Origin of the sequence: Deferrisoma camini S3R1 (assembly GCF_000526155.1) — a bacterium.
GTDB classification, from domain to species: domain Bacteria; phylum Desulfobacterota; class Deferrisomatia; order Deferrisomatales; family Deferrisomataceae; genus Deferrisoma; species Deferrisoma camini.
The window spans coordinates 1,369,701-1,383,407 of record NZ_JAFN01000001.1; the positions used below are offsets into that span (position 1 = coordinate 1,369,701).

Here is a 13,707-nt window from a genome sequence, read left to right on the forward strand (position 1 = left end):
GGCCGCCCTCACAGCACGTAGGGGACCCGGCCCCGCACGTGGTGGTACACCACCCAGGTCTCGGTGGACTGGATGTCTGGGATCTTGGCCACCTCCTCGGTGTAGAACCGCTTGATCGTCAGCTCGTCGTTGAGGAGCACCGTGAGGATCAGGTCGTACTGGCCGGTCACCACGGCCACCGACACGACCCCCCTCAGCCGTCCGAACTCCTCGGCCTTCTCGACCAGCCTCACCGTCTTGAGCTTGACCCCCACCAGCACCAGGAAGTGGTTGGGGACGGTGTAGGGGTCCACCGTGCCCGTGATCTCCAGGATGCCGGCCCGCTCCATGCGGCGCACACGGGCGCGCACCGTGTTCTCGGTGACCCCGAGCGCGGCGGCGATCTCCCGGAACGACTTCCGGCCGTCCCTCAGGTGGCGGACGATCGCGAGGGCGAGCTCGTCCACGTGGATGTCGCGGGGACCGGGGGTGGGCTTGCGGGCCGAGGCTGCGGTGGGGGGGAAGGTGGGCTCTCGTGCGGACACCGCGATCCTCCCGATGGGGCGGCAGGGAAGCGTTCGGTGTCAGGCTAGCACGTCTTCGGGATCCGTCAATGATCGATCCGAAAAATGATGAAAAAATCGGTGAGATGGCTGGCAGGAGCTAAAAAGCTCATTTGCAAGGGGAGAAAGGGATTCGCCGCCCGGCGGAGCCGCTCCTCAGCCGAGCAGGAGCACCCCGAAGCACAGGAACCGGCCGCCCGGCCGGGGATCGATGCCGTGGCGCTCCAGGGCCTCGAGCACCGCCACCCCGCAGGCCTCGAGCGAGGGGAACGCTCCGGTCGGATGGCGGCACGCCCGGGTGTCGCACGCCTCGCACAGGTCGCAATGGCCGGCGCCCAGGGCGGCGGCCTTCCAGTGGCCGGCCCGGAACGCCTCGGACCGCAACTCCCGCAGCACCCGGTTCACCCCGGGGTGGTCGGCCGCAGCCACCCACAGGCCGCTCCGGTACTCCGAGAGCATCCGCTCGGTCAACTCCAGCTCCGGCGCGTGGGGCGGGCAGGTGAGCCACCGGCCGTGGTCCGGGCAGCCGTACCGGCAGTGGAACCGCACCCAGGCACGCACCGGGATCCGGGCCGGATCGGCCGGCCACACCCCCAGGGCCCCCAGCTCGAGCGCCCGCTCCGCCAGGACCTCCGCGGCGTCGCCCCTCATCCCCACCTCCCCGGGGCCACCACCGGGCTCCCGCAACTCGGCGCCAGCAGGGTGCGAGCGAGGCCGGCCAGGGGGTTCGCCGCGCGGGCAAGAGACACGGGGGTTGGTTCCATCACGGCTCCGTGCAACGGCACTTCGCGGTCCCGACGCGGCAGGCGCTGCACCGCACGAGACCCAACGGGCCGAAGGCCCAGACCTCCTTGTAGCATCGGGCCCGGCGGCCGCACAAGGCCGGCGCCCCGGCCGGCCCCCGGCTGGATTGACCCGCCGCGGCCGCCGAGGGTAGCTTGCCCGAATCGGGGCCCCGGCGGCCGGCCGTCGGAGAGACGCGCCCGCTTCGCCTGGGGGCCGGACGATTCCACCCGGCGGCCCGGAAACCGGAGGAGGACCCATGGAGCCCGTGGAGAAGATGCTCGACCACTACCGGTACGGACCGGCCGACGAGGCCAACCGGGAGCGGCTGCGCGCCCTGCTCCTCCCCGAGGCCGACCGGTTCGCGGAGGCGCTGTTCGGCTACATGGCCTCCGACCCCTACACCCTGTCGTTCTTCCCCACCGAGGAGGCGGTGCGGAGGCGCAAGGCCATCAGCCGAACCTGGTTCCAGGCCCTTCTGACCGACCCCCTGGACGAGCACCACCTGAAGCGTCTCCACCGGGCCGGCAAGACCCACCTGGACATCGGGCTGCCCGGCCACTACGTGAGCGCCGCCATGAGCTTCGTGCGCGGCTACTGCCACGAGCGGGTGGCCGCCCTGGCGGCCGACCCCGACGAGGCTCGGGCCCTCACGGCCACCCTGGACAAGCTCCTCGACCTGAATCTCGACGTCATGACCGAGGCGTACCGCGAGGAGGAGCTGCGCCGGGTGTTCCTGTCGAAGCGCACCGAGACGGCCCTGATCCGCTGGGTCGAGCGGCTGACCCACGGGCTGAACCTGCTCCTGGTGGTGGGGCTCGTGGCCATGACCGGGGCCATCGCCGCCCTGTTCGTGTCGGACGTGATCCAGGTGCCCGGGGGCCGGCTCGACGTGGGGGTGGTCAAGGCCCTGGGTTCGCTCCTCATCCTGTGGATGATGATTGAGCTGCTCCACGCCGAGGTGCGCTACCTCCGGGGAGGCCGGTTTACCCTGAGGGTGTTCCTGGAGCTGGCCCTGGTGGCGTTCATCCGAAAGCTGTTCGTGGCGGCCCTGGAGAAGTCCGACCCCGTGGACTTCGGCCTGATCCTGGCGAGCCTGCTCGTCCTCGGGGCCCTGTTCTTCCTGATGGCCCGGACGGATCGCCAGGAAGGCGCGGACTGACCCCCCGGCCCGGCGGGGAACCGCCGGTTCGATGTCTTCGGTCCGACGTTTCGGCCTTGACACAGGGGGCCGAAGCTGGTATCTGCACCAAAAACCTACCCCACAACCCTTTCCATACACCCTAAGAGCTAGGGTTCGCGACAGGGTGCACCCCTCTTCTCTCTAGCCGCCCGCCTTCCCTTCGGTGGGGACGAGCGCAGCAACCCCCCTCGCAGCGGCGTCCCCTCCCGGTCCCCAGGGGTCGCCGGAACCCCCTCCGGGACCGGGAGGGCACCATGTGGACGGCGCGGATCGCGGCAAGACGCGGGTTCTGGCTCTGGACGGCGCTGCTCCTCGCCGCGTCGGGGTGCGGGGGAACCGCCGGGGGGACCGGATCCGGCCCGGCGGCGGACGACGCAGCCCCACGGGTCCTGCGCGCCGAGGCCCTCTCCCCCGAGGAGGTCCTGGTCGTCTTCGACGAGGCACTGAACCCCTGTGCGGCCGACGCCGCCAACTTCTCGGTCACACCGGAACTGACGATCACCGGCGCCGTCCTGGTGGACGGGGGCACGGCGGTACGCCTGGGGACCGGCAGGCAGGTGCCGGGGCTCGAGTACCAGGTCGAGGCGGCGGGGTGGGACCGGAACGGGGACGGCCGAATCGACGAGCGGGACGGCGTGGTTCTCGACCTCGCCGGCCAACCGGTGGATCCGGTTCGCTGCCGCGCCACCTTCCGCGGGGCCGGAGCCCCGGACGGCGAGGGGCCGAGGCTGGTGAGCGCCGTGGCCACCGGCAACACCGAGGTGCTGGTCACGTTCAGCGAGGCGGTGCGGGGTGGGATGGAGGGTGCGGAGAACCCCTCCCACTACCGGATCTCGGCGCCCCTGCCCCCTTCCGCCGGCCGGCGGTCGGCCCGGGCGGTCGTGATGGTGCGCAGCGCCACCCTGATCCTGCCCGGCCGCACGACGGACCGCCTCACGACGTGGTCGCAGTCGGACCTCGAGTACACCCTGACGGTGACCGGCATCCAGGACCTGGCGGGAAACCCCCTGGCGCCGCCGGAGATGTTCGTCGTGCCGAGCACGGTGCGGTTCGCGGGAATGCCGCCGGGGCCCGGCGACCTCACCGACGAGGACCTGGACGGGGTGCCCGACTCGGTCGAACAGCGGGGCTGGCTCGTCACCGTGCGCGGGGCGGACGGTGAGCCGACGCAGCGGGAGGTGAACGCAGACCCCGAGGCCGCGGACACGGACGGCGACGGCGTCACCGACCGCGAGGAGTGGACCTACCTGCTCGATCCGCGCCTGCCGGACACGGACGGCGACGGGGTCGAGGACTGGGAGGAGCTCAACCGGACCTACAGCGATCCCCTCGCCCGGGACACGGACCGGGACGGCCTGGACGACGGGCTCGAGGTCGGCACCTTCGGCACCTCGCCGGTGCTGGCCGACACGGACGGCGACGACCTGGACGACTACCAGGAGCTGTACGTGCGGGGGGAACGGTACGACCCCCTCGTGGCCGACCTGCCCCGGATCACGGTGACCTATTCCACCCCGCCGGCCGTGTACATGGTGACCGATGTGGGCACCACGGACGAGAGGAGCTTCGGCACCCGGATCGCCCAGACCGTGACGGAGTCGGTGACCATGGGACAGACCGACTCCCTCACCAACCAGCGCACCACCCGGAACTCGCAGGAGATCGCGACGACCGTCGGGATCAACCTGGGCGACATCACGAACCTGGGCGTGCCGAGGGGCACGCTCGAGGTCTCGGGCAAGCTCTCGTGGTCCCAGGGCACGATGAACGAGCGCAGCCAGTCGTGGAGCCAGGACAAGTCCCGGGCCGCGGCCCGGGCGGTGGAGGAGTACGAGGACTACGCCAGGAGCAGCACCGTGCGCACGACCGGGGGCCGGGTGACCGGGGGGATCAAGCTCGAGAACACCGGCGGGGTGTCGGTGACGATCCGGTCCCTGGTGGTCAACGTGAAGGTCCCCGACTGGAGCCGGCCGGGGGCCTACCGGGTGGTGGCGGCGGTCCGGCCGGAGCTGGTGGGGGAGCTGACCCTGGGGCCCGGCGACGTGAGCGGCGAGATCTTCGTGTCCACGGGAGAGCGGGACCTGACCGTGGCCCAGGCCCGCGAGGTGCTGCTCAACGCCGGCTCGGTGCTGTTCGAGGTGTCCAGCATCGCCCTCACCGACGAGAACAACCGCAGCTTCACCTACAAGACCGAGCAGACCGTCTCCCAGACCGCGCTCGTGGCGATCGACTACCAGGGGCGCGGGGGGCGGCCGCTCGAGCGCTACATGGTGGCCACCAACCTCGTCCACACCGGGCCCAGGGCCTTCGCGGGGGTCACCCTAGGCGAGGTGTTCGACTACTTGGGCATCCCCTTCGAACAGTTCGACGCCGGCGCCGTGAGGAGCATCCGGGGCCTGGAGACCCGGTCCCGGCAGGAGGGGTTCTGGTTCGTGCTCACTTCGAGCCCCTCGGTCCGGCCGGGGGGCTCGGCCGCCTTCCGCGACATCGTCCTGAAGGCCGGCGACTGGATCCAGGTGGCGTACCTCACCGACGTGGACGGTGACGGCCTGTTCACCCGCGAGGAGTACCTGTACGGCACCGACGACACCCAGGTGGACACGGACGGGGACGGCATCTCGGACTACGACGAGCTCAAGACGGGGTGGTGGGTCCCGGTCCTCGCCCGGACCGTCTACCCCAATCCCCTCCACGCCGGGGACTACGACGGGGACGGTCTGGACGACCCTGCCGAGCGGTCGATCGAGACCGACCCCCGAAACGCCGACACCGACGGCGACGGGGTGTCCGACAGTGACGACGCGTACCCGAACGTCCCCAACCCCTCCCCCACGGACTTCACAGCGGTGGTGGGGGAGGACCCGGACGACGCGGTGCTCCTTTCGTGGGAGATCCCGGACGAGTACGCGGGGGTCCTCGTCCTTCGCCAGGCCAACGCCCCCGTGCGGTCCCGGCCGGTGAACGGCGAGACGTACGCCCTCGGCGACGTGGTGGGCGACGCCGTGGTGGTCTACTCGGGCGCGGACGGCTCGGTCGAGGACCCCGGCCTGAACCGGAGGACCACCTACCACTACCGGCTCTTCCCCTACGACGCGTCCCACGGCTACGGGCCGTCCGCGTCGCGATCGGCCACCACCGGCCCCGGCCCGCTCCCCGACCCCACCGCCGCGAACACCCGGGTGGAGGCCGACGAAGCGAGAGCCTGGATCCAGGTCTCGTGGGCCGTGCCCGGCGACGATCGGGTCGAGGGGGTGCTCGTCCTGAGGGACGAGGCTCCGGTGGTCACCCGGCCCATCGACGGGGCGTCCCACGAGGTGGGCGGGTACATCGACGACGCCAAGGTCGTCTACGTGGGCGACAACGCCACGTTCTCGGACGAGGACGTGGAGCCGGACACCACCTACTTCTACCGGCTGTACTGCTTCGACGCCGACCGCGCCTACTCCGCGGGGGTGCCGGTGACCGCGACCACGGACGACGGTAACTCCACGGTCCGGGTGACCATGGAGGCCGTGAGGCTGGTCCGGAACGAAGACGCCGGCAACAAGAGCGAACTGTACTGGAAGTTCTGGATCGAGACCGAGGACGGGCGCACCTACACGATCGACGACCCGGAGGACGGTTATCTGGCCAAACTGGAAGAGGGCCACGAAAAAGGCATCCACAAGACGGTCGAGTTCCAGATGGACAACCGACGGAAGTTCTGGGTGCTGGGCTGGATGAAGGAGGAGGACGACTGGCCGGATCCGGACGACTCCATGGGCTCGGACAAGCAGGAGTGGGCCTACGACATTCGATCGAGGCGCTGGGAGGGGGCCGACGGTCAGAGCACCGCCGGCGAGCTGCGCTTTTCGCGCGAGGGCGTGGCCGTGGCCCGGTACACCACGATCACGCTGGACAGTCTGCTCACCGTCACGGCCGGCTCCGCCGCAGGGCTGGGGGGCCGGGCCGATCCCGGAGCCCGGGATCACGAGATCCAGCAGATGACCTGGACCGTGGACTACGGTTCGGTGCTGGTGACCGGGGTGCAGGTGTCCGGGGTGGCTCCGGCGGACGGCGTGGAGCGGATCCACCTGTACGAAGACGAGGGGACCAAGGGAGTGTACGACCCCGGCGTCGACCGGCCGCTGGGGCCCCCCGCCGTGTGGAGCGACCAGGGATCCGCGTTCGTCGCTTCCGGCTGGAGCTACCGCCTCGAGCCCGGCTACGACCGGCAGGGGGCGGCCACGCCGCGGGCCGTCGACGTCCTGGTCACGGTGGACACGGCCCCCGACGCCGCTGCCGTGGATCCCCTGGTCTCCCAGGTGGAGTTCATCCGGCTGGGGATCGGCAGCGTGGTGGGTCCCCCCCTCCCCTCCGAGCCGTTCTGGATCGAGGCGGCTCCCGAGAGCCCGCCCGCCCCGGCGGCGCGCCGGGGGACGGGACGGGAGTGAGCCGGCGATCAGGCCTTGCTCAGGCGGATCGTGGTGGAGAACAGCCGCTCCTTTGCGAACACGATCGGGAGGCCCTCGAGCTCGAACTCCACGGACACCGTCTGGAACCCGCGGAACGAGTACACCTGGTAATCGGCGCCCACGATCATCGAGGGGCAGGAGATGTGGGTGATGCCGTAGCGATCGCCGCTCAGCTCCCCCTTGATCCGGCCCGCGATGATGTTGGTGATCTCGGCGGCCGCGTCGAACACGTCGGCGCTGTACCCGTCCACCTCGGCCCCCAGGAACTGCCGGGCCAGGAAGAGCACTCCCTCCCGGGAGAGGTGCAGGGTCACGGTGCCGTTCCGGCGGCCCACCAGCCCCACCACCACGGCGATCTCCTGGCCCCTGGGGCCCACCGTGGACCAGCCCACCGGCCGGGGGTCGAGCCCGGCCATCTGGAAACCGGCCTTGGTGCTGCGAACCACGGCGTCCAGGAGGTGGGGATCCACCTCGATCGAGAACTCTTTCATGGACATCGCTCCCGAAACAGGTTGGCGTCTCCCAGCCCGTTTCGGGTCGCGGGGGGCGGGACTTGAGGGAGCTCGGCCGGCTCAGGCGGGGCGGCCGGGGGTCTCGGCCTCCCGGCTCCGCCGGATCAGGAGCCCCACGCACATCCGGATGTTCGTCGGGCTGTAGCAGGTGAGCTCGTCCCGGTACACCTGGGCGAAAAGGCGCTGCGCCAGGTCCTCGTCCGAGCCCCGGTGGGCGAGCACCCGCTCCCGCAGGGCCTCGGCAGCGGCCCGGGCCGCTGCCACCGCCTCGCGGGCGGCTGGCCCGGTCAGGGCGCCCAGGTGCCCGAGGCCCAGCACCTCGGGGCCCCAGGCCCGGATCCGCTCCAGGGTGTCCTGGTACGGCCCGTACCCGGTGAAGTACAGGGGCATGAACCCGCCGCGGCCGTACCGAAAGCCCAGGCAGTCCGACACGAACAGGGCGCCCCGTTCCGGCACGCCGGCCACCAGGTTGCCGGGGGCATGGCCCCCTGCCACCCACAGCTCCAGGGTCAGCCCGCCCAGGTCGATCCGGGCCCCCTCCCCCACCTCCCGCGCCCCGGACAGGTCCGGCGGCCCCCCGAGCGCGGGGCGGGCCACCGCCTCCCCCCGCGAAGCCAGGGCCTCGGCCATGTACCGGTCCTCCGCCACGAACCCGGCCGCGGCCTTGGGGTGCGCCACGAACCCCGGCGCGCCCGGCCCCACGACCACCTCGGCCCCGGGGAACCGCTCCCGCAGGGCCCCCAGACCGCTCAGGTGGTCGGTGTGGGGGTGGGTCACCACGAGCAGGTCCGGAGCCACGCCCAGGGCTTCCAGCTCGCCGACCAGCCGGGGGGCCACGGCCGAGATGCCCACCTCGACCAGGGCCACCCGGTCCGCGCCCCGCACCAGGTACGCGTTGAACAGGGGATGCCCCAGCTCCCAGATGCTCTCGCACAGCCGTTTCACGGGGGATCACCTCCGATCGTAAGGCCTTTGGTTGTGCCTTGGGCCCAGGCCGCCTCACGCACCACCAAGGCGCTTGGCCTCCAGGGCCCGGACCATGTCGGTGAGGGTGGCGTAGTGGGGCACGGGGATGCCCAACCGCTCCGCGTAGGCCACGACCCGCCCGCCCAGGTACTCGATCTCGGTGGGCCGGCCGGCCTCGAGGTCGTGGCACATGGAGTCCTTGTGGACCCCGGCCTTCTCCAGGTAGGCCACGGCCTGGGAGAGGTACTCCTCGCCCAGGTCGTAGCCCAGGGCCCGGGCCACGGCCAGCACCTCGCGGAAGCACGCGTCCGCCACCCGCCGGCTGGCCGGCAGCGTGAGGGCCTCGCGCAGGGTCAGGTCGGCCAGGGCGCAGATCGACGCCATGGTGCACTTCATGACCATCTTCCTCCACACGAACCGCCCCACGTCCTCCACCGCCTCGGTGGCCAGGCCGCCCCCGGAGAGCCGTTCCGCGAGCTCCCGGGCCACGTCGGCGCCCTCGGGCAGCACCGGGCCCAGGTGGTTCGGGGGGTTGAAGAACGCCACCCGCACCTCGCCCGGCCCCTGCCGGGCGCAGCCGTAGTTGAGCACCATGCGAAACGCGTTGGCCTTTCCGAACGCCTCGGCCACGTCGTCCTCGGTGCCCAGACCGTTCTGGCAGCTCACCACGGGAACCCCGGCCGGCAGCACGGCCGCCAGCTCCGAGAGCACCCGGGGCAGGCTGTAGGTCTTGGTGCACAGGAACACGGCGTCGGGCCCGTGCCGGGCCAGCTCCGCCACCCCCACGGCCACATTGCGCACCCGCACCCGTTTCTCGACCGCCCCGCTCACCCGGATGCCGTCGCGCCGCAGGGCCTCCGCCGTTTCCGGCCGGGAGACCACGCAAACCGCGTCGGGCGCCGTCTCCGCCAGGGCGGCCGCGAGAACCGCGCCCGTGGCCCCCACCCCCACCACCGCTGGTCTTCGAACCGCCATGGACACGCTCCTTTCCAGTAACTTCGGTCGTCGGTCTACGGTTAACGGTCGTCGGTCTCGGGCCTTCGGCCCGCTGGGCGGCTCTCGAGCCGCGCCGAAGCTTGGGGGGTTCAGGAATCGACGACGCGCTCGGCCTCCTGGCCCGGGCGGTTCACCAGGATCATGCCGGCGCTCACCAGCCCCAGGGCCAGGAACACCCCGGCCGTGAGGGGCTCCTTCAGGATCAGGGCCCCGCTCACCAGCACCCCGAACACCGGCGTGAAGAACGTGAACCCGGCCAGCAGGCTCACGGGGTAGCGCTGCACCAGCTCGAACCACACCAGGTAGCTCAGGAACGCCACCACGATGCACTGGTAGGCCAGGGCCCAGAGCCCTGCGGCAGACACCCCGCGCACCGGCTGGGGCTCCCACAGGAGGCTCAACAAAAACAGGAACGGCGCCGAGAACGCCACCTGGTAGAACAGGGTCTGCAGGGGCACGGCCACCGGAGTCAGGAACCGCTTGATGTACAGGGTGGTGGCGCCCCACAGGGCGCCGGCACCCAGGAGCATCAGGTCCCCGGGCAGGGTGCGCAGGGTCACCTCGCCCCAGTCCTTGCCGAACAGGACCACCACGCCGGCGAACGCCAGCACCAGGCCCAAGGCCTTGCGGCGGTTCATGGGGTCGTGCCGGAGAAGGTAGTGGGCCCCCAGGGCCGTGAAGAACGGCTGGGTGTAGAGGAACACGTAGGCCCGGGAGGCGTACGTAAAGTTCAGCCCGAAATAGATCGCGGCGAACTCGGCGCCGAACATGAGGCCCACCGCCAACCCGTGGCCCAGGGCGACCCGGCTCGGGAACGACGGGATCCCTGCCAGGGCCATCCAGCCCCACAGGCACACGGAGGCCACGGCCGAGCGTACGCCGGCCATGAACAGGGGGGCGAGGTCGCGGCCCGCGATCTTGATCGCGGCCATGTTCGCGCCCCAGATCAGGGACAGGACGATCAGGATGGCCACCGGGCCCCAGGGGAGCTGGCGACGGTGTGCCGGGGTCATGGCTCGTCCGCAGAGGCGCGGGGAAGCCCCAGCGACAGCACCGCCCCCACCACGGAAACGGCCGCCGCCAGCCAGAACGCCCCCACGAACCCGCCGGTGTGGTCCGCCACCGCCCCGCCCACGGCCGGCCCCAGGGCCTGGCCGATGCCGAAGAACAGGGTGATGAACCCCAGGCACGCCGGCGCCAGCCGCGGGCCCACGTAATCGCCGGCCGCGGCGGCCGTTATGGTGGGCACGCTCCAGGCCGTCACCCCGAACACCACGGCCGACAGGTACAGCCCCGGTCGGCCGGAGCTCACCGCGTACACCCCGTAGGCGAAGGCGAGCACCGCGTAGGCCAACGCCGTGGCTCGGGGGCGGCCGATCCGGTCCGAGATGCCTCCCCACAGCAGCCCGCAGAAGGTGCTCAGCCCCCCCACCAGGGCCCAGAGCCCCCCGGCCTCGCCCGGGCCGAGGCCGCGCTGCTTCACCAGGTAGGCCACGAAGAAGGTCACGTAGATGATGTACGAGAACCCGTACATGAAGTACACCAGCCCCAGGTACCACACCCGGCCCTGACGGTACACCTGCCCCCACTGGAACGGCGCCGGCCGGCCGGCCCTGGCCGGGGGGGCCTCCTCCGCCGACACGGCCCCGATCGGCGCCAGGCCCATCTCGCCGGGGCTGGTGCGCAGCAGGGCGGCCGCCACGGCCGCGATGCCGAGCACGGCCGCGCCCAGCACGAACCATGCGGTGCGCCACCCCTCGGCCCCCCCGGCCCGGAGGATCGGGGGCACCACCAACCCCGCGATCATGGTGCCGGCCCCGATACCCGCGGTCACGATGCCGGTGGCCAGGCCCCGCAGCCGCACCGAGAACCAGGCCGCGCCCAGGGCCATGGCCGGCACGTAGGCCGCGCCGTTGCCGAGCCCCGTCAGGGTGCGCATGGCCAGGGCGAACCCGAACGCCCGGGCCGCCCCCATGCCGGCCAGGGTCAGGGCCATCAGCACCAGGGCCGCGGCGATCACCCGCCGGGGCCCGAACCGCGCCGCCAGCACCCCGCCCACCAGGGCCATGACCAGGTACCCCACGAAGTTGCCCATCTCGAGGAGCCCCAGCTGGGTGTAGGTGAACCCCAAGCCGTCCTTCATGGCCGGCAGGATCAGGGTGTAAGACATGCGGCCGAACCCGTGGGCCCCGATGGTGACCAGGAGCCCGGTCCCGATGACGATCCACCCGTAGTGCAGGCGCCGATCACCCATGGGCGTCCTCCTCCAGCTTGGCTACCACCTGCTGGACCACCCGCCTCTCCTCGGGCGTGAGCCGGGAGAGGAAGGTCGCGTTCGTCTCCTCGTACACGGCCCGGAGGCGGGCCTCCAGCTCCCGGGCCCGGGCCGTGAGCCGCACCACGAACGACCGCCCATCCGAGGGGTTCTCGACCCGCTCCACCAGCCCGTCCCGCTCCAGGCGGTCCAGGATCCCGGTGAGGGTGGACTTGTCCATGGCCACCCGGGCCCCGAGCTCCGACACCGTGACCCCATCGCCGTCGAACAGGGCGATCAGCAGGAAGAACTGGGGCTGGGTGATCCCCAGGGGCTCCAGCCGCTCCCGGTAGGCCCGGGCCATGGCCCGGGTGGCCTTGCCCAGGGCGAAGCACAGGCATTCCTCCAGTCGCATGAGCGTGCCCCTTTTTTCGGCTGGGAAGCTAGGCGGTCGGGCGGCTCCTTAGCCCGCCGCGCAGCGCGTCGAACGCTCGCACCGTGAAACCGTTCGTCTCCGGTAGGATCGCCATGAAACCACCGCCGGTGCCCCGAGCCTGCGCGGCGAATCTCATGCCCGGCTTCGCGCGCGGCCGGAGGCATGCTCCTTGCCCCTCCCTCCGGGAAAAGCGAGCCTGTTTTGTTGCCGGGTCCAAGGCCGGTGGCGTGGGATCGCCAGGCTCAGCACGGCGGCTGCCGCCGACAGCCCCAAGGCCAAGGCCAGCACCGCTCGGTAGGAGCCGAACCGGTCGAAGGCCGCGCCCCCTACGAACGCGCCCAGTCCACCCGACGCGTGATGGACCAGGATCACCACCCCGGTGAGGAGGGCGATGCGCTCCACGCCGTAGCGGTTGCGCACGAGCACCGCGGTGATGGGCGCCGACGCCATGAACGAAAAGCCGTACAGCACCGCGAACCCCACGGCCGCCCCCAGCCCCGGAAGCACGAGCACCCCTGCGAAGATCGCCACCCGCAGGGCGAACGAGGCCGCAAGGGGGACGCGCTCGTCCACGCGGTCCGAGAGCCAACCCGACAGAAGCACCCCGAAGAACGACGCCGCCCCCATCACGGCCTTCACGGTCCCTCCCCCGAGGAGTGACCCGCCCCGGTCCAGGAGCAGGGGCACCACGTGGAGGTCCACCAGGAAGTCCGTGAACCCGCACACCGCGAACACCGCGCAGATCACCCAGAACCCCCGGCTCGCCATGGCGGCTCCGGCGGCCAGCTCCGCGGGCTCGGCCCGGCCCGGGGCCGAGGGTTCCGGGTGGGGCCTGCTCCCCACCCGGGACAGGCCCAGGTCCTCGGGGCGGTCGCGGACCAGGACCCAGGCCGCTCCCACGGCCACCGCCGTGAGCAACCCCAGCCCCCGCAGGGCCCACCGCCAGCCCAAGACCTCGGTGGCCCAGGCCACGGGGGTGAGGAGCGCCAGCTGGCCGGCAGCGATTCCGGCGAACCCCAGCGACATCAGGGTGCCCGTGCGCGAGGCGAACCAGCGCCCCACCACGGTGGCGAGCAGCGTGGGCCCCAGCCCCCCGAACCCCACGCCAGCCAGGACGCCGTACCCCAGCACGAGCTGCCACAGGGAGTGCCCGTACGACGAGAGGATCACGCCGACCACCAGCGCGGCCCCGAACACCCCCAGGAGCCGTCGGGGCCCCACCCGATCGTACAGCAGGCCCGAGACCGGCAGGGTGAGGGCGAAGAAGACCATGTTCACCGAGTACGCCCAGGAGCCCGCGGCCCGGGTCCACCCGAACTCCTCGAGCATGGGCCGGAACAGCACGCCGTACGAGAACCGCAGGGCCCCCAGGGCGAACAGCACGAACACCACGCTGCCGAGGACGATCCAACCCCGGTGGATCCGTCGCCCACCGGCCCCCACGGCCGCCCCCTGCGCACCTGTCGCCGACTCCGTCACCCCGTCCTCCGTTCCGGCAACCTCCATGTAACTTCGGTCGTCGGTCGTCAGTCGTTGGTCGCTGGTCGAAAGCTCGACTCGGAGTCGAGGGGGGGCCTGGTG

General features: G+C 71.8%; 11 protein-coding genes. 2 read left to right on the forward strand and 9 right to left on the reverse strand.

Features of this window, described 5'->3' with window-relative positions; translation table 11 throughout:
• Positions 1-8: 8 nt before the first annotated feature.
• Together DEFCA_RS0106010 and DEFCA_RS20345 are read right to left on the reverse strand one after the other, a co-directional pair.
• Positions 9-524: an Lrp/AsnC family transcriptional regulator gene (locus tag DEFCA_RS0106010; protein WP_245693442.1), complete on the reverse strand. Its 516-nt coding sequence runs from the start codon at positions 522-524 to the stop codon at positions 9-11.
• Between the two features lie 174 nt (positions 525-698).
• Positions 699-1,193 (reverse strand): DUF2284 domain-containing protein, encoded by a 495-nt coding sequence (locus tag DEFCA_RS20345; RefSeq protein WP_025322130.1) that lies wholly within the window; start codon positions 1,191-1,193, stop codon positions 699-701.
• Positions 1,194-1,584: 391 nt separating this feature from the next.
• On the opposite strand from DEFCA_RS20345, the gene DEFCA_RS0106020 reads away from it, so the two are divergent.
• Both DEFCA_RS0106020 and DEFCA_RS20350 read left to right on the forward strand, forming a co-directional pair.
• Positions 1,585-2,487, forward strand: coding sequence for a protoglobin domain-containing protein (locus DEFCA_RS0106020; protein ID WP_025322131.1), 903 nt, complete (start codon positions 1,585-1,587; stop codon positions 2,485-2,487).
• Positions 2,488-2,762: 275 nt separating this feature from the next.
• A complete protein-coding gene (locus DEFCA_RS20350) occupies positions 2,763-6,941 on the forward strand; it encodes an Ig-like domain-containing protein (protein ID WP_025322132.1) in 4,179 nt (1,392 codons plus the stop codon).
• Between the two features lie 8 nt (positions 6,942-6,949).
• Here DEFCA_RS20350 and DEFCA_RS0106030 read toward each other — a convergent pair whose 3' ends face one another.
• The 7 genes from DEFCA_RS0106030 to DEFCA_RS0106065 all read right to left on the reverse strand — a co-directional run bounded on the left by DEFCA_RS0106030 (position 6,950) and on the right by DEFCA_RS0106065 (position 13,605).
• Positions 6,950-7,453, reverse strand: coding sequence for a chemotaxis protein CheX (locus DEFCA_RS0106030; protein WP_025322133.1), 504 nt, complete (start codon positions 7,451-7,453; stop codon positions 6,950-6,952).
• Between the two features lie 81 nt (positions 7,454-7,534).
• Positions 7,535-8,419 carry an MBL fold metallo-hydrolase gene (locus DEFCA_RS0106035; protein ID WP_025322134.1) on the reverse strand — a complete coding sequence of 295 codons (885 nt, stop codon included), beginning with the start codon at positions 8,417-8,419 and terminating at the stop codon, positions 7,535-7,537.
• Positions 8,420-8,473: 54 nt separating this feature from the next.
• Entirely contained in the window at positions 8,474-9,415 is a 942-nt protein-coding gene (locus tag DEFCA_RS0106040) for a ketopantoate reductase family protein (protein WP_025322135.1), read from the reverse strand.
• Between the two features lie 110 nt (positions 9,416-9,525).
• Positions 9,526-10,449: a DMT family transporter gene (locus DEFCA_RS0106045; protein ID WP_025322136.1), complete on the reverse strand. Its 924-nt coding sequence runs from the start codon at positions 10,447-10,449 to the stop codon at positions 9,526-9,528.
• Positions 10,446-11,690 (reverse strand): MFS transporter, encoded by a 1,245-nt coding sequence (locus DEFCA_RS0106050; protein ID WP_025322137.1) that lies wholly within the window; start codon positions 11,688-11,690, stop codon positions 10,446-10,448. The genes DEFCA_RS0106045 and DEFCA_RS0106050 overlap by 4 nt, the downstream gene beginning before the upstream one ends.
• Positions 11,683-12,105, reverse strand: coding sequence for a MarR family winged helix-turn-helix transcriptional regulator (locus DEFCA_RS0106055; RefSeq protein ID WP_025322138.1), 423 nt, complete (start codon positions 12,103-12,105; stop codon positions 11,683-11,685). Before DEFCA_RS0106055 ends, DEFCA_RS0106050 begins: the two co-directional genes overlap by 8 nt.
• A gap of 153 nt (positions 12,106-12,258) precedes the next feature.
• Positions 12,259-13,605 (reverse strand): MFS transporter, encoded by a 1,347-nt coding sequence (locus DEFCA_RS0106065; RefSeq protein WP_169709467.1) that lies wholly within the window; start codon positions 13,603-13,605, stop codon positions 12,259-12,261.
• Positions 13,606-13,707: the final 102 nt, after the last annotated feature.